Raw genomic sequence first — 22,483 nt, 5'->3', positions numbered from 1 at the left:
TCGAGCCGCTGGACACCGTCGACCGGCTCCGGCGCCGGTGTCTCGTGCACGCTGAGCTGGATGGTCGCCGGATCGTCGGCCTTGCGCACATTGTTGGTGAGATAGGTGAAATTCGGCCCCTCCGGCACGGGGCGGAGCTTCGCGATCTCCTGGCGCACCACGTCTTCCACCCACCGGTGCGCGTCCATACGCACATCGTGGGGTTCGACGGATTTCTGGCGAATCTGCAGCCGCACGTCCGATTGCCGCTCGCCGGCCGCCGCCCGGGCATGCACATCGCGAGCGATCCGCTTGGCTGCGGCCCGCAACCCCGCCGGGACCTCCTCCGTGGCGTCCTCGATCGGCCCGGTCCAGAGAATCGTCTCTGTCGTAATCCTTCGGTTGCGCCCCCGGACGATCATGCCGGGCGGCGGGCCGAACTCGCGTGCCGGGCGGATCACATCGGCGAAGAGCCCATTCACCAGGTGGCTGTGCTCACCCCGGTAAAACCGGATGTGCCCGTCAATAACCTGTTCCGCCGTCATGGCCGAACCCGGCGGCAACGCGTCCCGCACCGCCGAACGGACCTCTCTCGCGATCTCGGCGGCCCGGCCTGGGAACAGCGCCGACGGCGAACGCAGGTCCAGCACCAGCTGCAGCGGGGAGCCGGGCTGCAGGCTCCGCGCGAACCCACCCACCATCGACCTGAGCTGAAGCCGATCGGCCGCCGGGAGCCGGCCACCCGGGATCGAGAAGTGCACGTCCAGCGAAGTCATCGCCGCATACGCGGCCGGCGAATGCCGCGGTGTCTGGTGCTCGAAGATGCCGACGGTGGTGGTCTCGGACTCGGTCTCCTGCTCGATGTGGTCGAATTCCAGGCCCAGCTTGTCCGGATCCAATCCCCGGTTCCGGACCGCGGTGCGGACCACGTTCTCCAGCACGGCGAAAAGCGCCGGACCGTCCTGAGCCAACCGCTGCGCCGGAGCAGTGACAGACAGCCGCAACGACTGCATCACCTGACCACGCATGGCACGACGCTCGATCTCACGCACGGTCTGCCGCATGATCTCGTTCGACATCATCTCGTTCAGCCGCTGCTGATCCAGCTCCGTCATCTCCGGCGGAGAGCCGTCGATCTCCGCCTCGAACTGACGCAGAGCCGGATACGGCAGGTGGGCGACGCTGTTCCGCTTCCGCACCGGCGTATCGGTGGTGGGCAACGGTGTGACCGGCGGGGTGGGCAACCCGGTTTCCACACCACCCATCGGATGATCCACAGTGGACCGCGGAGAATCCGGCCCGAGCACCACCGACGGGCCCTCCCCGGCATAGGGCTGGCCAGGTCCAGTACTCGATGACCCGTCCGCCTCGAACGAAACGAACGAATCGAACCGGATGGTCCCGTCCTTAAACACCTCCACCTCGGATACAGGCCCCAGCACCGAACCCTTGTAACTCTGGCCCCGCGCCCACACGTCCAGCCGCGCCAACGTGCCGACCCGCCAATCCGCCACCCCGCAACGCAACCACACAAGACCACTCGACTGCCGCCATCCCTGCCCACCCGGCAACACGCCGCTGGCAAGCATCCACGTCACCCAGGCCGCCTCGACCCGGACCAGCGCACCATCCGACCGCCGCCAGAGCCGGAACCCATCCCCACCACGGTGTCCCGCAACCGTATAAGAACCATGACTCGGCGTCCGAGCGAACGCCGCCCGCACCACCTCGGCCTCATCCACGTCCACACGCGGCCCCGGGAAAAACACCCCCGCCACCCGGCCGTCACGGTCCACCAGAGACACAAAGTGCACATCAGACAGATTCAGCGACTCAGCAGACACCAAATCCACCAACGGAACCGGATCCACCACAGGGGCAGGGCCAACCGGCTGGGCCGGCTGCAGCCGCAGCCCCCACCGGAAATGGTTCCTCTCCGGCGCATCGGTCAACACATCACCGCCGGTCGACCAGTTCAGCCGATCAGCCTCCCCAACACCCAGCACCTTATCCACCGCAGTCCGAAGCTCACCACTGATCGCCTCCAACATCACCCCATGCGCACCAGCCAACTCATCCGGCCCATACAACGACACCCACAGACTGAACCCACGATGGCCCTGCCCAACCAACTCGACAACCCGCCTCGCGACCCCACCCAGCACCTCACGATCCCCATCCGACATCACCGGCCACTGCCCCGCAACGAACTCACCCTCCACCACCAAAGCCGAGGCGTGCAGCTCGCTCGGCCGCATCCGCGGGGTGGCGTCATACAGGCTTTCCGAGTCGGCCGGCTGCCGCGGCACGGGGGACGGCTCCGGCCGCGAGCCCGCACCGTGATCGTCCCGCCGCTGGGCACCGTCCAGCGCGGACTCGATCTCGGCGATCTGTTCCCGCAAGCCCCGCAGATCATCCAACGCGCCGACCACCTGGTCATCGTCCCGCCGCTCGGCGCGGTCCAGTACGGACTCGATCTCGGCGATCTGTTCCCGCAAGCCCCGCAATTCATCCAACGCACCGGCCACCTGGTGATCGAAGTCCGCCGGATCGCGGTCGTCCGCCAGGCCCCCATGGGGGGTCACCATGCCGTCCAGCAGGCCCGCGATGTCCCCGGGGGAGTCGAGGTCCAGCTGCTCTTCGAGACCCGCGAACGGTTCGGGAGATGCCTCGACCGGGGCCGGTGTGCCCGGAATCGGGGCGGAGTCGAACCCGGCGACAAGGTCGCCGAAATCGCCTTCCTGGTACTCGGACCCCACCATTTCCTGGCCGAAGTCATAGCCGGTCGGGCCGGACGGCAGGTCCTCGTCCACCGGCTCGGGTGCGCGCTCGTCACCCGCGTCGGAATCACGGGTAAGAGCATCGGCCGGATGGTCGCCCGCGAGGTCGGCTATCAGCTGCCGGGTGAACGGACTCATCGGCTCTCCGGGCCCGGCCGCGGGCAGCGGCACGGGGAGATCCGCGAACACCTCCTCCAATTCGGAGTCGGAATCGGAGTCAGGCTCGGAGCGGGCTCCGGACTCCCCGGAATCCGCGACGGCCGCGTCGTCCGGAGCGTCCGGCATCTCCTCGTCCCGGACCGGACTACCGAACGACGGCCCTTCGGCGTTCATCTCCATGTCGGAGTCATCCCGAGCCGGCGAGGCCACCCGCACCGGCGAAGCCGAGGTGGGCCCCGTCTCCCCGGGCAAGGTCTCCAGCAGCCGAAGATCCTCACGAAGATCCGGATCGGCCCCGACCTTCAAGTGGTCCAGCACGGTCTCCAGCGGCGGTTTGCCCCGCCGCGTGTCCGCATGCCAGGCGTCAGTGATCGCCTGCTGCATGAATTTCCCGACCAGCTCCTCCCGGTCATGGGTGAACTCGGAGGGACGGCCGATGTCCACCACAAGCGTCGGAAACGGAGCGGCCGGATCTGCCGGGCACCGCGCGACGAAACCCTCCGCCGCCGAGAACATCCGCTGCTGGTGGATCGTCGGCAACATCGCGCGTTGCCGGGGCATGAAGCGGGCATGCAGTTCGCGGGCATCCCGGTAGTGGTCCTTGCTCAGGCCGGACGCACTCGTGTACTGGATCCTCAGACGGCCGGCAAGACCGCCCGCCCCTTGCTTGAACAACCAGGTGATCGGCAGGCGTTCCACGGTGGCCTTGTCGACCCCGGCCTCGCGCAGCAATTGGGTGAGGTAGGCCGTCGCTGTCTTCCGGACCGTCGGTGCCTGCGGGTCCGGGTCGTTCCACTCGTACCGACCGCCAGGAGGAACATCCGGCCCCACCTGCGACCGTACGAAGATCCGGACATCCGGCAGCTCGGCCTCCGACGGCAGCTGAGCGACTTCACGCCCCAGCCGCTCCCCCAACTCCTTGACGCGGCCCAGTGCGTCTCCGAACAACTTCGCCTCGTCCTGGTCGAGAGTGTGGAACTCGCCAACCACCTCGTTTGCCGGGACGTCGTCCGCGTCGGCCCACCGCACTCTCATCGGCCGCGACTGCTGCACGCTGTCCAGCGCGTGCCCGGGACCGGTGATCTCGCCACGCAGGTGGGGGCGCAGGCCCCCCGAGATCTCGGTCCGGCGCAGGACAATGTGGTCTCCGACGAAGCGGTCCGGGTCCGTACCAGGGGGCAGCACCGCGGGCGCGATCTCCCTGACCAGCGCGGTGGTCTCCCGCGCGCGTTCCTCCATCAGCGACGAAGAGCTGTGCACGTTGAGGATGAGCATCGGCAGGTTGTCCGGCACGGTGTTGTCCCGCACCCGTTGCCAGAGACCCTCGATCTGCCACCCGAGCCGACGCCGCGTGCCGAGCGAGAACCGGCTGATCCGGCTGATCGGCGCCTCGACCAACCGGCGCGTGGCCCGATACTCCTCCGCCGTGCGATACGCGTTCCGACGCACGGAGATTTCGATCCTCGCGCCGCCACGGGACGGCCGCTCGATCCGGTCGATGAGCGGCCCCGTCTCGACCGGCTCGGGATTGCGGTCCTCGACCGCCCGCCGCAGCTCCCGCTCTACCTCGTCGAACGCCGCGGAACCGTGGCTCTGAAGCCAATCCGGCTCGGCAAAGAGTTCCGCGTGCACCTCCGGCGGCTCCCGGCGATCCCTGGCGAGCTCTACGACGTTGCCGGCGTACCGTCGCGCGAACTTGGCCAGCTCACTACGACCGGCCTCGGTCAGCTCCGGCGGACTACCCGAAGTCAGCTCCAACGTCCATCGACCAGCGACTCGACACGCCTCCGTGACACCCTCCCACGCCGCGCGCCCGGCAGCTGACTGATCCACAGTGGACTGTGGATCGAACACCACCAACCGGCCTTGCCCGCCCCTGGGCTCACCCTGCCCGTCCGATTCCCCGACACCAACCGGATCCGCGACAGAACCTCCACCATAATCCACCTCCTCCCCCCACACATCCTCCGGAAGACCGTCCAACGCGAGCGGCTCACCACCCACCAGATCCGCCATCTCCACATCGGAATCCCCCCCGACGGACCCCGCACGAGCAGCCGGCCCGACCCCGGCCCCCCACCCGGAACCAACCTCTGTGCCCACCCCGCCAACGCTGAAATCAAACTCCACCTCCCCCCACACATCATCCGGAAGACTGTCCAACGCGAGCGACCCCGGCCCCTCGCCCACCAGATCCGCCACCACCACATCGGAATCCCCCCCGACACTGCTGACCCGCACACCGTCCCCAAGATCCGAAACAGTCTCGAACCGCACATGCCCCATCAGAGTCCCCACATCGACCGAAGAATCCCCTCCAGCGGCCAACGCGTCGCCGAGCTTCGCCTCCACCAGCTCACGCACCGACGGGATGTTGAGGGCCTTCTTGACCTCGATCAGGAGCCCAGGACGCCGATCCCCCGAACTGGCCACGAAACGAGCGACATCCCCCTCCAGCTTCCACCCCAGCCGCTGCCCCACAGCCACCGGAATCCGGCCCGCACCGGGGCCCTTGGTGACAAGTCTGAAGGTGACCTGGCGGGCCTCACGGTAGTCAGCCGGGGTCAGCCCGGACGTGCCATAGTTCCGGACCGTCACCCGGCCCGCGTGCTCGCCCCGGTACTTGTACCTGTGCCAGGTGATCGGGAGGCTGTCCACGGCCTCGCCGGACAGACTCAGGCCGTCGACCTCGGCCTCACGCAGACCCTGGTTCAGAAACCCTTGCAGATTTGCCCGGGTCTGCTGCTGAATCGCCGGCTGTTCGTCCCACGATCCACTGTGGTACTCCCGGAACTCGACTGAAATCCGCACGTCCGGCGGTGCGACGTCCGGATGCAGCTTCAGCATCCAGGCACCCAGCTCCCGGCCGTACCGCACCATCCCCTTGCCGTCATCGACGAGCCGCAGCCCGCCCGCGTCCAGCCTGGAGAACACCCACGACGCCTCCTTCAGGCCGGACGGGGCCTCGACGACCCGCGGGCCGATATCGACCAGCAACGCCGCAAAGGGACCGTAGTGAACCTCGAACAGCACTCCCTCGTCCAGCACCTGCTGGACCGTGACATCGGACGGGCCCGCCTCGGCGAGCGCCCAGGCCACACCATCCCGGACAAGCGTGTCGGCATGCTGCCAACGCTTTCCGAATACGCCCTCGAGAGATTCTCGCTGGCGGATCACCACCACACGTACCGTCAAGACCTCGTCACTGCCCGCCAGCCTCTGCGTGGTCAGCCACCGCGCCAACCGCGTGACCCCCTGCCCAGCCACCGCCGACACCATCGGCTTTCCGCTCGGGAAGCGCACGGTCAGCTCCGTCACGGCACTGCCGTACTTCTCCAGTGACACGTCCGGCGTCTCATACATGGCGAAGCTGACGACGGTCCCGTGCGCGATGATCCCCGCCAAGTAGGTGAACCTCAGCTCATCCTGCGCCACACCACGCTCGGTGAACGCCGCCCGCAGCGCCTCCTCCATCAACAGGTGCCCACCCGTACGCACACCATCCGGGACCGTCGAGTTCTGGTCGACGATCAGCCGAATGTCCACCTGCAACGGGCCGCGCGCTTCGCCATCGAGCGCTTTGCGATAGCGCTCTTCGCGATCGTGCAGCCTGTCCGCGAACCGGCCGGCTGCCTCCCGCATCTCCGCCCGCGCATCGTCCCCACCCAGCAACTCCTCCGAGTCCTTGTCGTAGCTCCCGCTCCACCGATCGATCTCCACCTCGGCTTCAGCTTTCTCGACAGCCTTCTCGACCCAGGCGGACCCGCTTTCCGGCAGCCGCTTGATCTCCGGCGGGGCAACATCCAGCTCATCAAGGAACAGTCCTCGTCCCTTCACAGCTGTCCCCAGGTGCAACGGGAAGCACCTCTCGACCAACTCCGTCACCGTCAGCCCTGAGCCGGACGACCGCAACACCTCCCGCGCAACCTCATTGGCCAGCCTGGTGATCCAGCCCCGATCCCCCGCCTCCTCCTTCTTTCCCTTCGGCGAACGCAGGTCGAACTGCAACCGCGGCAGATCATCCCCAACGGCGCCCGCCTTGAGCAGCGGAACCAGCCGCCGCCGGCCGAACCCACCGATCATCCCCTTCACCCGGGGAAGGGCAACCACCGGAATACGATCAGTGCCACTCATGAAAGGCACCACCAGCGACGTCATCCCCTCATAGGACGCCAGCGCATGCCGCGGATCATCGTGCTCCACCACCTCAACACGAAGCGGCTTCCTGCTCCCACCCTCCACAACATCGACATACCGACCCAGCGGTTCCAACCCGCGATTCTTCGCCTCGGTATCCACCGCGTCCCTCAACCCCGACACAAACTTGTTCCGGATACTGTCCCGCTTCGCCTTCGAGCCGGTCAGTTCCAGCCGGAAATCCGGCGACTCCAATCCACGCTTGCGCCGCTCCTTGAACTTGTCCACGACAACCGCGGCGATCGCCTCCAGCTGGCCCTGATCCGGCTTCCCATCGACGACGTCCAGCGCATACCGGGCCAACGGCAAATCGGGTTCGAATCTTGCGGCCCTCGGCCGCACCGGCGTATCGGTGATCGGCAACGGCGTGTCCCCCGGGGTGGGCGACCCGGTTTCCGCACCACCCATCGGCTGATCAGTGGGCTCCGGATCGAACACCACCGGCTCGCCCTGACCGCCGCTGGTATTACCCGAACCGGCCAGCCACGACCCATCCTTATAGAACGCCACGAAACGTCCGAACCGGATAGTCCCGTCCCCGAACAACTCCGCCAACGTAGCCGGACCAAAAACCGTCTTCTCGTAACCCAGACCCCGCACCATCGCATCCAACCGCCCCAGCATGCCACCGCCCTCCCCATCCGACACCCGGCAACTAAGCCACCCAAGCCCCGGCGCCCGCAGCCACCCCTGCCCACCCGGCAACCCCGCACTCAGCAACAACCGCTCCATCCCGTGCTCATCAATCCGGATCTGCACACCATCAGAAATCCGCCACATCAGGAAACCCTGCTCATCATGACGCGCCGCAACCACATAAGAACCATCATCAACACGACGACGAGAAAACGCCCCCTGCACCCACGCAGCCTCACCACCCGGCTTCGGGAACAACACCCCCGACACCCGCCCCACCCGATTCCTCAACGGCACAAAATACACATCAGACACATCCAACAACTCAGCAGGCACCAACTCCGCCAACGGAACCGGATCCACCACAGTCCCCGCATTTTCAAAGCCAGAATTCGACCCCCCCACACCAACCGGACCCGCAACAAAACCCCCACCAAAAGCACGACCATAATCCTCCTCGTCCAGCACATCATCCGCAAGACCGTCCAACGCGAGCGGCTCACCACCCACCAGATCCGCCACCACCACATCAGAATCCCCCCCGACACTGCTGACCCGCACACCGTGCTCAAGATCCGGAACAGGCTCGTACCGCACATGCCCCAGCAGAGCCTGGCGCAGCGGCTGGACATCGGCCGGACGACGCCCCACGGCGAGCAACCCGTCAAGCTTCTTCTCCACCAGCTCACGCATCGACTTCTCGTTGACGTCCCTGCTGAACTCGATCAGGAGCCCAGGACGCCGGTCCTGCGAACTGGCCACGAAACGAGCGACATCCCCCTCCAGCTTCCACCCCAGCCGCTGCCCCACAGCCACCGGAATCCGGGCCACACCGTCGTCGCTGCTGGTGTCGAATCCGAAGGTGACCTGGCGGGCCTCACGGTAGTCAGCCGGGGTCAGCCCGGACGTGCCATAGTTCCGGACCGTCACCTTGCCCGCATGCTCGCCCCGGTACCGGTACTTCTGCAAGGTGATCGGAAGGCTGTCCACGGCCTCGCCGGACAGACTCAGGCCGCCGACCTCGGCCGCACGCAGACCCTGGTTCAGAAACCCTTTCAGATTTGCCCGGGTCTGCTGCTGAAACGCCGGCAGTTTGTCCCACGATCCACGGTGGTACTCCCGGAAATGGACAGAAATCCGCACATCCGGCGGTGCGACGTCCGGACGCAGCTTCAGCATCCAGGCACCCAGCTCCTGGCCGTACCGCACCATCCCCTTGCCGTCATCGACGAGTCGCTGCCCGCCCGCGTCCAGCCTGGAGAACACCCACGACGCCTCCTCCAGGCCGGACGGGACCTCGACGACCCGCGGGCCGATATCGACCAGCAACGCCGCATGGGAACCGTAACTGAACCTGAACCGCGCTCCCTCGTCCAGCACTTGCTGGACCGTGACATCGGCCCGGCCCGACTCGGCCAGCGCCCAGGCCACACCATCCCGGACAAGCGTGTCGGCCTGCCGCAAACGCCCTAAACGCGTTCGGAGTGCGGATTCTCCAGGTTCTCCCTTCTGGCGCACCATCACCACTCTTACCGTCAAGACCTCGTCAGTGCCCGCCAGCCTCTGATTGGTCAGGTACCGCGCCAACCGCGTGACCCCCTGCCCAGCCGCCGCCGACACCAGCGGCAACTTGTTCAGGAAGCGCTCGGTCAGCTCCTTCACGCTGTCGCCGTAGTCCATTAGTGACACGTCCGGCGTCGGGTACATGACGAAGCTGACGACGGTCCCGTCCTGCCCGCCCTGCGGCCGCAGCGTCAAGTAGGTGAACCTCAGGTCGTCCTGCGCCACACCACGCGCGGTGAACGCCGCCCGCAGCTCATCCTCCATAAGCAGGTGCGGACTCGTACACAGACCAGCCGCCTTCTGCGTTTTCGTGTAGACGATCAGCCGAATATCCACCTGATTCTTTCCGCGAGCCTCGTCAGCGAACCGGCCGGCCGCCTCCCGCATCTCCGCCAGCGCATCGTCCCCACCCAGCAGCTTCTCCGAGTCCCTGTCGTAGCGCCCGCTCCACCGATCGATCTCCACCTCGGCTTCAGCTTCCTCGACAGCCTTCTTGACCCGGGCGGACCCGCCTTCCGGCAGCCGCTGGATCTCCGGCAGGGCAGCCCCCAGCTCATCAAGGAACAGTCCTTGCGCACTCTTGACCGCCCTCTGTTGGTACAACCGGAAGTGATTCTTGATCACCTCCTCCACCGTCAGCCCTGAGTCGGACGGCAACTCTTCCCGCACAACCTGGTTGACCAGCATGGTGATCCAGCCCGCGTCCACCGTCGAACGCTGGTCGGCCAGCAGCACCGGCAGAGCAGTCGGAGCGACACCCTCCTCGCGCAGCCGAATCAGCCGCCGCGTGAACCCACGGATCCCCCTCGCCAACCGGGGACGGGCAGCCACCGGAATACGACCAGCACCACGCACAAAAGGCACCGTCAGCGACGTCATCCCCTCATAGGACTCCAGCGCATGCCGCGGATCACGATGCTCCACCACCGCAACACGAAGCGGATCCCCGGTCACACGCTCGACAACATCGACATACCGACCCAGCACATCCAGCGGGTCCACCTCGCCCGAGGCCACCTCGCCCGGAGCCGCGTACGGGTCCAGCGCGTCCGGGTCCAGCGCGTCCGGTTTCAACCCGCGCTCCTTCGCCGCGGCAACCACCGCGGCCCTCAACCCCCGCACAACATTGCCCCGGATCTCGGCCAGGGTCGTGGCCCAGTCCTCCGGAGCGCACCACCCCGGAGAGCCAGTCAGCTCCAGCCGGAAATCCGCCATCTCCTGCGCACGCTCGCCCCGCTCCTCGATCTCGCCCACGACACGTTCCGCGATCGCCGCCAGCTGGCCCTGATCCGGCGCCTTGTTGACGACGTCCACCACATACCGGGCCAACGGCAAATCGGATTCCTCGATTACTCCGGTCAACCCTCTCGCCGACTTCTCGGCGATGGGCAACGCAATGACCGACGGGGTGGGCGACCCGGTTTCCGCACCACCCATCGGCTGATCCACAGTGGACCGCGAAGAATCCGGCCCAAGCACCACCCCCCGGCCCTTACCCTCAGAGGGATGGCCGGCCAGACGGGCCCGCCTCCCATACTGATCAACCGCGACGAACGGGCCCGACTGAATAGTCCCGTCCTCCCACACCTTCACCCCGGATTCCGGCACCAGCACCACACCCGTATAGCGCGCCCTACCCCGGACCAGCACATTCAACCCCTCCAACGGACCGCCCACGCCCCAGTCAGCCTCCCAGCAACTCAGCCACACCAACGCCTTCGACTGCCGCCACCCCGGCCCATCCGGCGCCCCAGCAGCAACCAGCAAATTCAAGAACCCAGCATCATCAACCCGAACCTCCCTACCATCCCGCCAATAACGCAAACCCTGCTCATCACGATGCGCAACAATCGAATACCCACCCTGACCACCCCGCTTCGCAAGAAACGCAGCCCGCACCACCTCCGCCTCATCCACATCCGCATTCGGGTCCGGGAAAAACACCCCCGCATCACGACCACCCCCATCCACCAAACGCACCACACTCACACCACGCAGAACACCCGAACCCAGCCAACCCAAAACCACATCACCCAACGGAACCGGATCCACCACAGGGGCAGGGCCAACCGGCTGGGCCGGCTGCAGCCGCAGCCGCAGCCCCCACCGTAAATGGTTCCTCTCCGGCGCATCGGTCAACACATCACCGCCGGTCGACCAGTTCAGCCGATCAGCCTCCCCAACACCCAGCACCTTATCCACCGCAGTCCGAAGCTCACCACTGATCGCCTCCAACATCACCCCATGCGCACCAGCCAACTCATCCGGCCCATACAACGACACCCACAGACTGAACCCACGATGGCCCTGCCCAACCAACTCGACAACCCGCCTCGCGACCCCACCCAGCACCTCACGATCCCCATCCGACATCACCGGCCACTGCCCCGCAACGAACTCACCCTCCACCACCAGCCCGTCATCCCGGGACTGTTCGGCAGGCACCACGGACCCCGCGCGAGGCGTCGGCAAAGCTCGGGTCTGCCGGCCGGAGTCGATCTCGGCAACCATCTCGCCGAATTGCCCGAAGCTGAAGTCGAACTGATCGCCGAGCGCCTCCGCCGGAATTTCTTCCAGCCAAGACGGTTCGGCTTCCCCTGGCTCGGGCTCGGTGCCCGCCACCCGGCCCGGTGTCCGAAGATCGAAATCGTCCTGGTTCATCAATTCCACGTCGGAGCCGAACTGCGACTCAAGCGAATCCCACGACTGGGACATCGGCAAGTGCTGCCCGTCGCCGAGCGCATCCGCCATCTCCGTGTCGGAGTGCCGGCTGCCGGAATCGGAATCGGCAGCGACACTGCTGACCCGCACACCGTGGTCAAGACCCGGAACATGCTTGAACCGCACCTGCCCCAGCAGAGTCCGGACATCGACCGAATGATCCCCTTCAGCGGCCAATGCGTCGCCGAGCTTCTTCTTCACCAGTTCACGCACCGGCGGAATGTTGTCGTCCCTCTTGACCTCGATCAGGAGCCCAGGACGCCGGTCCTGGGAACTGAGCAGGAAACGGGCGACATCCCCCTCCAGCTTCCACCCCAGCCGCTGCTCGGCAGCCGCCGACATCCGGCCGCCCAAACCGCCCTGGCCGGGCAGGAATCTGAACTCCACCACATCGGCCGTACGGTAGTAGCCCGCGGTCCTCCCGGGCGTGTCATAGGCGTGCATCACCACACGGCCCTCATTCCCGCCACGGCCCCGGTTCTCGATCCAGGTGATCGGCAGGCGAGACAAGGTCTCATCGCCAACCCCCGCCGCACGCATACCACCGTGCAGCAGCCCACTGAGATACGTCCGCGTCTGTTCCCGAACCGTTGGCCCCTCCGCCACGTGCGGCAACCCCGGCCGCCGCACGACCTTTCGCGCATCAGGCGAGGTTCGGAACCGGACGGAAACCCGCACATCCGGCGGTTCGACATCCGGATCCAGCCCACGAACCCAGGACCCCAGGTCCTGGCCATACCGCGCGATGGCCTGCTCACCGTCGTCAGTGAGCCGCTGACTGTCGACGCCCAGCCGGTGGAACGGCTCGGAGGCCCGCAAGGTTTCCTTGGGCCGCCCGGTGTTCGCGGTCCTCCCAGGCCCGTCGATTCGCCGAAGTTGCGGCTTGAGCGCCCAGTCCTCGTCGCTCCTGATGATGTCCAGGTTGAGGAAGCTGTAGCTGGGGGACTCGCTGTCCCGGTAGAACCCGATGTGATCGCGGATCACCTGCTCGGCCGACAACGGAGAACCCGCCGGGAGTGCTTTGCGCACAGCCTGATTGATCACCTCCGTGGCCTGCTCCGTCCGAAAGTCCAGATTCTTCAATCCGACAGCCAGATCGACGAGCAAGAACGGCGGACGATCAGCGCCCGCCAGCGAGCCCACGAAACTCAGGATCATCTCGTCCAGCCGACGCACCGCCGCACGCGGAAGCGGACCCCATTCCAGGAACTTCACGATCAACGCGTTCGCATCGCGATAACTGCGCAGGGGCTGCTGCGGCGGCCCGTGCACAGTGACAATGAAAGACGGCTCCCCTTCGCCCCTGCGTTCGATGACGTCGAAATCCAGAGTCAGCCCATCGAGATCCACACCCCACTCCCGCGCCGCGGCACGCACCCGATCCTTGAACAACTCGACCATCGCGGTGCCGAACTCCCGGCGCTGCTCCGGAGTGCCGTGGACATGCAACCGGACATCCGGCATTTCCAGATCATCCTCGAGAGCATCCTTGATATCCAAGGCAACGTACTCCGCGCTGCAATCAAGCTTCTCCCGGTCATCATCGGACAACTGCCGCGGATCGTTCCCGGCAATGACGATCGTCGTTTCAGCCATGACCGGGTCGACCCGGTTCTTTGCATCGGCCTGGCGCCGGCGCACCGAGCGGTCCACCGAAGGCAACGGGACGACCGGGGCACGCACATCCACCAGCAAGACGCCGTTTTTGCTGCTTTCGCTCGCGTAAGCCTCGAACAGTGCGTGCTCGTTCACCAGTTTCGCCACCGCATCGATGGAGACGACATTCCCCGACTCGGCGAGCGCCCGGGCCGCCGCGTCCCACACAAGCACCTTGGCTCGCTGCGTCCGCGGCCCGATCCCGAACTTGGTCGCCTTCTCGCTGGCCACCACCCCGATCACCAGCATCTCGTCGCTGGCCGGACCAACCAGCGCTCGCTGGAAGTGCCCCACGGCGTACTCCGTCACCCGCTGCTCGGCCGCCGCCGACAACACCGGCAGTTGTTGCAGGAAGTGCTCGGTCAGCTGCTTCACCTTACCGTCGCGGTAAGCCGCCAACGACCGGTCCGGCGTCTCGTACCAGGCGAAGGTGATGGTGATCGGGTTCGGGTCGTTACTCTTCGTCACCGTCGTCGTGTAGGTGAACGTCAGCTCGTCCTGCGCCACACCACGCGCGGCGAGCGCCTCCCGCAGATCCTCCTCCATCCACTGATGCAGGTCGGTACGCACACCATGCGTGGACGGCGACTTCTTGCGGACACTCAGCCGAATGTCCAGTCCCTGCAGGTCTTTGCGGCGGCGATCATCCGACTGATTCGCCAAGCTCTTGATCGCATCCAGCATCTCCTCCTTTTCGTCGTCCAGCACCGTCCGCGGACGGTCCGGGTCCGGAGAAGGATGGCCGCTCCACTGCCCGACCACCGCCTCGGCAGACGTGTCCACCCGGCGGCGGTGGGCCGCAGGCAGTTTGAGCGCCTCCGGCGCGAGACCCACCTCATCGAGGAAAAGGCCTTCCACGTTGCCCGCGTGCCTCGACCGGTGCGCCAAGATGTAGCCGGTGATCACCTGCTCCGGCGTGAGTGCCGAATCAGCCGGCAACTCGGCCCGGACCACAGCGTTGACCATCGCGGCGACATTCTTCAGCCGGGCAGCCTCCTGCTTTTTACCCGAACGCTGATCGACAAAGAACCTCGGCAGATGGCGCGGGTCCGTACCCGCCCTATGCAGCGCGACCAGCCGCCTGACGAAACCACCGAGCATCGCCTCCCCCCGTTGCCGGCCTGCCTCCGACAGGTGATCACCATCCCGCACAAAGGGCACGGTCAGCGACGTCATCACCGCATAGGACACCAGCGCGTGGCGCGGAGCGTAATGCTCCACCACTTCGGCGCGGACCTGGTCCCAGCTCTGGACTTCGACCACCGGGAAGTTCAGACCCAGCTCACCCGGGTCCAAGTTGCGCTCACTCGCCTCGTCACGCACCGCGTTTATCAGCGCGGGCAGAACGAGGCGGCGGTACTCGTCCTGCGTCGATTCGTCGCCGGTCAGATGCAACCGGAAATCCGCCATCTCCTGCGCACGCCGGAGCCGGGGCTCACTCTTGTCCACGACACGTTTCGCGATCGCCTTCAGCTGGCCCTCGTCCGGCACCTCATCGACGACGTCCACCACAGCCCGGCTCTGCGGCGGATCGGACTCGTACATGTTCGCTTTCCGCGCCTGTACCGGCGTATCGGTGGTGGGCAACGGCGTGACCCGCGGGGTGGGCAACCCGGTTTCCGGCGCCACCGGGCCTTCCCGATCGGCCACCAGCACCGACGTCGGGGCGGTCGACAAGCCGGACTCGGTACGCGGTCGCGGGACGGCCCCGCCCGACCGCACCGCCCGATACACGTGGCCCCACAGCCGTTCCATCGCCCGGTCCGGCTCCGCAGTGTCGAACCCGAACTGACCGGCGAGGCCGAGGATCTCCTCCGGGGTGGCCCGGGCGGGGAACGGCCGGGTGTTGGCCATCCGGTCGACCTCGGCCAGGGTGCGCTGCTCGTCCGGACCGAACTTGGTCATGTCGAACAGGTCCAGGACGCGCTGCTGTTCCGCGCGGTAGAGCCCGTCGGGGTCGCCGATCTCCTCGCCGAGTTCGACGGTGAAGTCGTAGCCCTTTTCGTCGCGGTGCGCGTTCAGGTAGGCGACCAGGCCGATGGCCTCGTCCTGGGTCAGGTTCCCCGTCGCGTTCCCGTAGAAGTCACCGTAGTTGACCACGATGCGCGAAACCTCGTGCCAGGACAGGCCACCGTGCAGCTGCGCCTCGAAGGAGCGCCCGACCGCGGCATGGCCGTCGGTCCGGATGTCGGCGTCCATCTCGGGGTCGTATCGGAACCCGGTCACGCTGCCGAGCGCGAGCCGCACGTTGTCCAAATGCCCGTATGCCAGCAGCCCGTACAGGTGATCGGTGTCGGTGATCCGTTCGACACCCTGACGGCCACGAGCGGCGCTGTCGCTGGGCGTGAAAGTCGCCCGTTCCCGGACTTCCGGCTTGAGGTACAGGACGCTCGCGCCGAAACTGTAGGTACCACCGTGCTGCTGCCTGGAATTCAGCGCCGCGTACACCGGAGTCTCGTGTGGCGCGGTAGGCGCGAAGTCGGCGGTCTCGTCATGCCGGTTGGCCGGGTCCCCGCTGATGCGGCCCAGCACCGGGCCGTAGCCCAGCTGCTCCTCGACCCAGCCGCGGCCCGAGCGCGACGGCGTGCCGGTGGTGTACCCGGACTCCCAGAACGTGGGGAACCGGTCCTGCCGGGTCAGAAGCTCCGCCCAGCTCGGTGCCCGCTCGCCGGGTTCACGCGGCACACCGGCGGGCACGCTGGTGAAGTCGATGTTGCGGGTCAGGTCCATGGTGCGCAGGTTCAGGTGCGCGGCTTCCAGAATGCGGTCCATCGCCGCCGGGTCGTCCACCGGGTACCGGGTGCCCGCGGTGCGGTTCAGCTCGGCCACCCGCCGTTGCGCGAGCTTCCGGTTCTCGTCGTGGAAGGCCGCGCCGCGCTCGGCCGCGAGCTGCAACGCGTTCCGCTGGGTCTCCGACAGCGCCGGACGGCCGAGGTGGCGATCGACCGCGGCCAGGACTACGCCGGGATGCTCAAGCCGGTCGAGCAGCGCGTTGAGCACGGCGGGCTGGCTGCCCTCCCGCGTCGCGACGGCGATCTCGGTGGCCAGATCGAGCGTGCGCGCCCGATCGCTGAGCGGGATTCGTCCTTCGCCCGCCTCGGTCCGCGCGTAGTGCCAGCCCTTGTCCAGCGCACCGGCCAGTTCCTCGGCGACCGTGCCGGTATCCGCCGGGCGGCCGAAGGTTTCCCAGTGCCCACCGCGAGCGACCGCGGTGAAAGCCTCGTCCTTCGCGCCGAGGAGCGGTCCGAACGGTGTGCTCGTCTCGGTGGTCACGCGGTGGTGGGCAAGCACCTCGCCGGTGGCGGCGTGCACCACCGAGGGGCCACCGAAGGAGTCCATCGCCTGCTGGAAGTCGTACGCGAGCCCGCCCGGTTCGCGACGGTGGCCCGCCGCGTTCAGGAAAGTGACCGAATCCGGTTGCGCGGCCTGGAATTCGGGGGTGGAGACGACGTGCGCGGCGAGCGTCCGCCCGTCCACCCACACGCCCACCGGCTGACCGTCTGGTCCGGGAACCTCGATCCGCGCGTGGGTTTCGGTGGCGGGACCGGTGATCATGAAGGTCCGCTCATCCGCCCACGGCGGGCGAACCCGGATCCCCCCCATCCCGCGGCCCCGGCCGTTCAGCCGCGCGCCGGCATCCGCGCGCGCCGCATCGCCGAACGCCCGCACCTGCTCGAGATCTGCCTCCACGAGCAGGCTCTCCCCGCGCTGCTGGTGCAGCCATTCCTGCACCGACGGCGCTCGGTCCGGTGCCAGGTAGGTCAGGCCACCGACGGTGCCGTCCGGGTTCGTCAGCCCGGTGCTGGCCACGGTGCCCGGGGCGAACTCGACGACCGTGTCCGGCGCGCCGTCGACGTGACCGGTCAGGCGAGTCGGGTCGGCGACCACCAGCTCGTCCAGTGCGATTCCCGAATCGACCCGGGACAGCTCGATCGGGTCGAGGTCCGCGTCGGGTTCCGGCGCGATCGGCGAATCGATGCGGGGCAGCTTGCTCAGCTCCGCGAGGACATCGGCCTTGAACTGCGGGGCCTGCTCGGCGGGGACGGTGACCGGCGGCGGCTCGACCCCGTCGTAGTGGTGCTCCACCAGGGTTTCGGCGTAGGAGCGGGGATCGGGCCGGACCGGCGCGGCGGCGGTGTCCCTGGCCGGACCGGCGCTCCAGGCCGGGTTGAACCGCGCAGGCCGGGACACCTGCGTATCGGTCCAGGTTCCCTTGCCGGTCACGGTCACCAGGCCGTGCGCCATCGGTGGCAGCTCGGTGCGCACCCACTCCCCGGTGCGCGGATCACGCTCGGCGTCGACCAGGGTGTGCAGCGCCGGGCCGTGCTGCGCGGCGAGCCGGGTCAGCACGGCGGAGAAGATCACGTCCGGGCGCTCGTGCCGCGCGACGAGCTCGCGTACCGAATTCGGCCGCAACACACCGGTGCGGGCCACCTCGTCCGCCAGCTGACGCTCCACAGTGGACGCCAGCGCGACGGTGCCCGGGCGGTCCGACAACGAAATCGGCCCGTTGCCCGGGACGGTCACCGGATGGTCGCGGGCGAGTTCGCGAACCAGCCCCACGATCGCCTCGTCGCCGGGCCTGCCGCCGAAGGTCCGGAACCGCCCGCCGTCGGTGACCGTGGTGAAAGCGCCCTTCGCACCCACCGCCCTCCCCAGCGTCGCGGACTCCTGGCCGAAGGTCGTGGGCTTCGTGGGCGCGTGCACGATCGCGGGTCCGCCGAGATCACTGAGCGCACGCCGGAAGTCTGGCGCGAAATCGCCCGCCTGGTCGCCCTGACCGGTACTGCACGCGATGAGGGTGACCGAAGGCCGGGTGTTCGCCTGCGCCTGGGCGTACGCCGCCGTCTTCACCACGATCTGCGCGAACGTGTCCCCGTCGACCCGCACCGTGCGGCCGCTGAGCAAGCGCAGCTTCACCGTCTTCGGGCGGCCGTGCCCGAAGACGGTGAAGGAGTTCTTGTCCCAGGGGGCGGCGGACTCGTCGGCCCATTCGCCGAAGCGGCGGCCCGCCAGCTCCGGCGTGACGCCGTGCGTTTCAGCCCGCTCCAGCTGCTGGTCGACCTGCTCCGAGGTCACCCCCTCGGGCAGCGAACCGACCTTGCCGGAGTTGTTCGCGACCCAGTCCGCCTCGACGTCCGCGGTGTGCTCGCTCTCCGGCAGGAACGAGACGGCGACGACCTGTCCGTCGAGCAGGACCGGGCGCGACTCGACCTCGGAGCTGTCGAAGTGGTAGGGCAGACCGGTGTCGTGGTCCAGGCCGGAGAATACGGTGGGCCCCGCGACCGCGTCCTGTACCTGCACGGAACCGCGACGCGCCAGGGAGGCGATGGAGTCTTCCAGCCGGTCGGCGTAGGCCACCGTGGGCGGCTCACCCGGCGCGAACCGGATCAACGGCTCGCCGCCGAGGGCGCCCTCCTGATGCTTGTTGACGATGTCGTCGAAGATCTTCTGCTGGAACTCATCTTCGGGCTGCCAGTACATATGCGCGCCGTGCTGCACCCCCACATCGCGATGGGACAGCAGCCAGTAGACGTTGTTGTAGGCCTCCTCGGACAGGTATTCCCCATCGTCGGGCTGGCGGATGTGGTAGATGTCGAGATCCGCGGTGACGGGCACGAACCTGTCGCGCCCCACAGCACCTTCGACCACCCCGTCCACCACCCGGAACTGCCCGCTTTCCGCGTAGGCGTCCATGCTCTCGGCCAGCGCGTCGTACTCGGTGTTCCGTGCGTCGTACCGGCGCGCCACTGCGTCCCGCACGTCGGCGTCGAGCGCGTCCAGGACCTCCGCCGGCGGCAGCTGCGGCCGGAAGTAGCCGACCAGTCCGATCTGGTCCTCGCGCGCACCCAGGTGCACATCGATCGAGCTGATCGTCTTCGCCTTCATGGTCAGCGGCTTGGGCATCGCGCCCTTTTCCAGCCACTTCACCGATTCCGGGTTGGTCGGCCGCACCTCCAGCACGACCCCGAAGCGGTCCGCGAAGTTGCGCAGCCGTCGCTGGTTACGCGGCGAAATGCCGAACTCGCCGTTCAGCCGCTCGCTGCTCAGCGACTCGTCGTCGTCCTGGGAGACCATGGTCGCCCAGGAACTCCGGCGCGGCACCGTCGGGACCAGCGCGTCGATACTGTCCATCCAGGACGATACGAAACCGCCGAATTCGCTGGTGTTCAGGTCCACCCGAGGCGGTCCGGGCCGGAGCAGCTGCGGACTCGACGACCCTTGCTCCCCGTCGGACGCCGTGCCGGAGACCTCGTCCACCACCAGCCGTGGCGGCCCCAGCGGCCCCTCGTCGTCGGAGTCATGCACGAGCACGGCGTCGCGCCGCCGCATTTCGGTGACCCGCGGATCGACCCGGGTGCTCGTCCGCAGCGGCCAGCGGTGCGCGTTCAGCCGGCTGTCCACTTCGGACTTGGCGTTCCACCACTGCTGCCGCGCCGCGTCCGCTTTCGCCCTGGCGTTTTCCGCGCTGGTGCGTGCTTCCTCCTGCAACGCGCGGTGCTCGGAGTGGTCGTTGCGGTACGGGTCCAGCAGATCGGCGATCGAGTCGACCCGGGCACGCGCCACCTGCTGCCGCTCGGCCAGCCTGGCGCGGATGCCGTCCGCCTCCGCCTGGTTCTCGCGGGCGAGCCGGAGGAAGCGGTCACGCTCGACAGGGTCCGATTCGGTGACCGCCAGTGCGCGGTGCTGGTCGCCGATCGACTCCCAGTACGCCAGTTCGTCCTGTCGCTCGTGCAGCTCCGTGGCGGCATCGCGAACTTCGTCCTGCGCCTGGTCCAGAGCCCGGCGGAGATTTACGGCGGGACCGGTGCGGACGCTGGCGCTTTCGTCCGCGACCAGGGTCCCCGCGTCCTCGTAATCGGTGAGCCACCCATCACTGACACTGTGATTGTTCGCGTTCTCGACCAGCGCCCGCAGGCTCTCGTTCTCCGCCAGCCAGGCGTCATCGAGGGCGTGCTGTGCTTCTTCCAGTTCCTTTTCGGCGTCGCGCCAGTTCTCGGCGGCTTCCTTGACCGCGTCCTGCGCCCTCGTCAGGGCATCCGGCAGCTTGGTACCGAGCACGGCTTCCAGGTCATCGGCGGTCATCCGCACCCGCGCGGACTTGGGCACGGTGACCTTGACGACCCCCCGCTCGCCGTTGCCGAGCTTGGCCACCACGAGGTATTCGACGCCGTACTCGACCAGCCCGGTCCGGTCCTCCCGCTGCGTGAGCACCGTCCGCGGCGTACCCGCCGTGCTCGACGTCGGGTCTGAGACGTTGGCCGGGGTACGCAAATCCGCGCCACCCCAGGAATGCGACTGCTTGCTCGGCGTGGACACACCCCCGGTGCCGACCGTGACCTGGTTCTTGCCGCCGACCGTCTTCTCCGACTCGGCCGCGGCGGTGGTGGCGAGCTGGTCCGAGCGTTCCAGCTTCACCGAATCGCTGAGCGCCACGAGCTTCGGCTTCACCAGCCGCGAGTGCACTTCGATGGTGGCGCTGCCGTTCCTCGCCCACCGCGAGGATTCGTGCAACCGCGGCGGGCGCAACGGGTCGTCGGACATGTGCGGCAGATTCGCCTGCAGCATCTCGTTGCTGATCGCCGCGGAAAGCGTGTTCCACGCGCCGGTGTCGGGATCGGTCAGGCGGTTGCTCGCACCGGCCAGCCGCATCGCCCGCACCGCGGCACCCCGGACCTCACCGGCGCCACGCACCCCTTCGACGAGTGCGGACTCCGGCAGCCGGGGGACACCGGTGTCGCGCCAGGAAGCCAGGTTCCACGGGTTCGCGGCGGCGGGGCGAAGCTCGGTGAACCGCGTCGCGTGGAGGTTGGCCTGGCGCTCCAGTGGGCCGGAGACCTTCTGGTCGTCGGCCGAAGCCCGCACCATCAGGCGGGATTCCTGCGAGCTGACCGGATACTCGCGGCCACCGCGCTGAACGACCAGGTCGAACCGCACCCGGTGCTGGTAGCGCGCGATCGGGCCACTGGCGGTGGAACCGTTTTTCGTGGTGACCGTGGAGCTTTCCACGTACTGCTGGTTCTTGGCGCGCGTGCCGATCAGGCCCGCGTTCGAGCCGATGTAGCCGTTGGTCCTGGCGTGGTCGTCGACGAACCGGCCGCTCACGCCGACCCGCGCCTGGCCACCCCAGGAGGAACCCGTGGCCTTCTTCCGCTTGCCGGCCCCGGCCGTGGAGACCGTGTGCCCGATGGTGCCGCCGTCGTGCACCACGTCCACGAAATCGGTGCCGACCACGGTCGCCTTCAGCTCCAGCCGATAGCGGTCGGTGGACAGAATTCCCGTGTCGTGCACGATCACCGACGCCCCGCCGTCGAGCGCGCCGTCCACCAGCGCGGTGACCGCGTCCGGCGCGGCCAGGTCGAGCGTGCGCTGCAGATTGTTCATCGAGTCGTCCAGCACCGACTTCGGCAGCAGCTTCCCGCCGATCCGGCCCAGGTTCTCCCGCGCGTCGGCGACCAGCTTCGACAGGTCCGGAGCGTGCTCCACCACCACGGCGCCGAGCGAGCTGGAGTCCCCGCCCACGAGCGCGGGCGTGGCCATCGTGCCGGGCACCCGTGGGCGCTGCTCCACGCCGGGCAGCAGGCCCTGCTCGCGCGCCTGGTCCTCGCTCATCCGGACGAACACCGCGCCGGGCAGCTTGACGTGCGCGCCTGCCCTCGACGTACTGCCGTCGATCAGGCTCTCCCACCGGCTTTCCGCGGCCAGTCGCACATCGGCGTCGTACTGGACGAGCACGGTGCGGCTGGAGGACGGCATCCCCCGGAGGTGCTCGACGGTGGCGCTCAGCTCCG

General features: G+C 67.7%; 1 protein-coding gene (only partly in view). It reads right to left on the bottom strand.

Every position in this 22,483-nt window falls within one protein-coding gene, locus D5S19_RS12720, for a scabin-related ADP-ribosyltransferase (protein WP_147397378.1), read on the bottom strand. The gene is 77,223 nt long; 41,902 of those nucleotides lie to the left of the window and 12,838 to its right, leaving coding positions 12,839–35,321 in view — codons 4,280 (partial) to 11,774 (partial); reading right to left, the first codon wholly in view occupies positions 22,479–22,481. Both the start codon and the stop codon lie outside the window.

The sequence above is a fragment of the Amycolatopsis panacis genome, assembly GCF_003600245.1.
Lineage (GTDB): Bacteria > Actinomycetota > Actinomycetes > Mycobacteriales > Pseudonocardiaceae > Amycolatopsis > Amycolatopsis sulphurea.
This window is presented reverse-complemented; position numbering and strand designations above follow the sequence as displayed.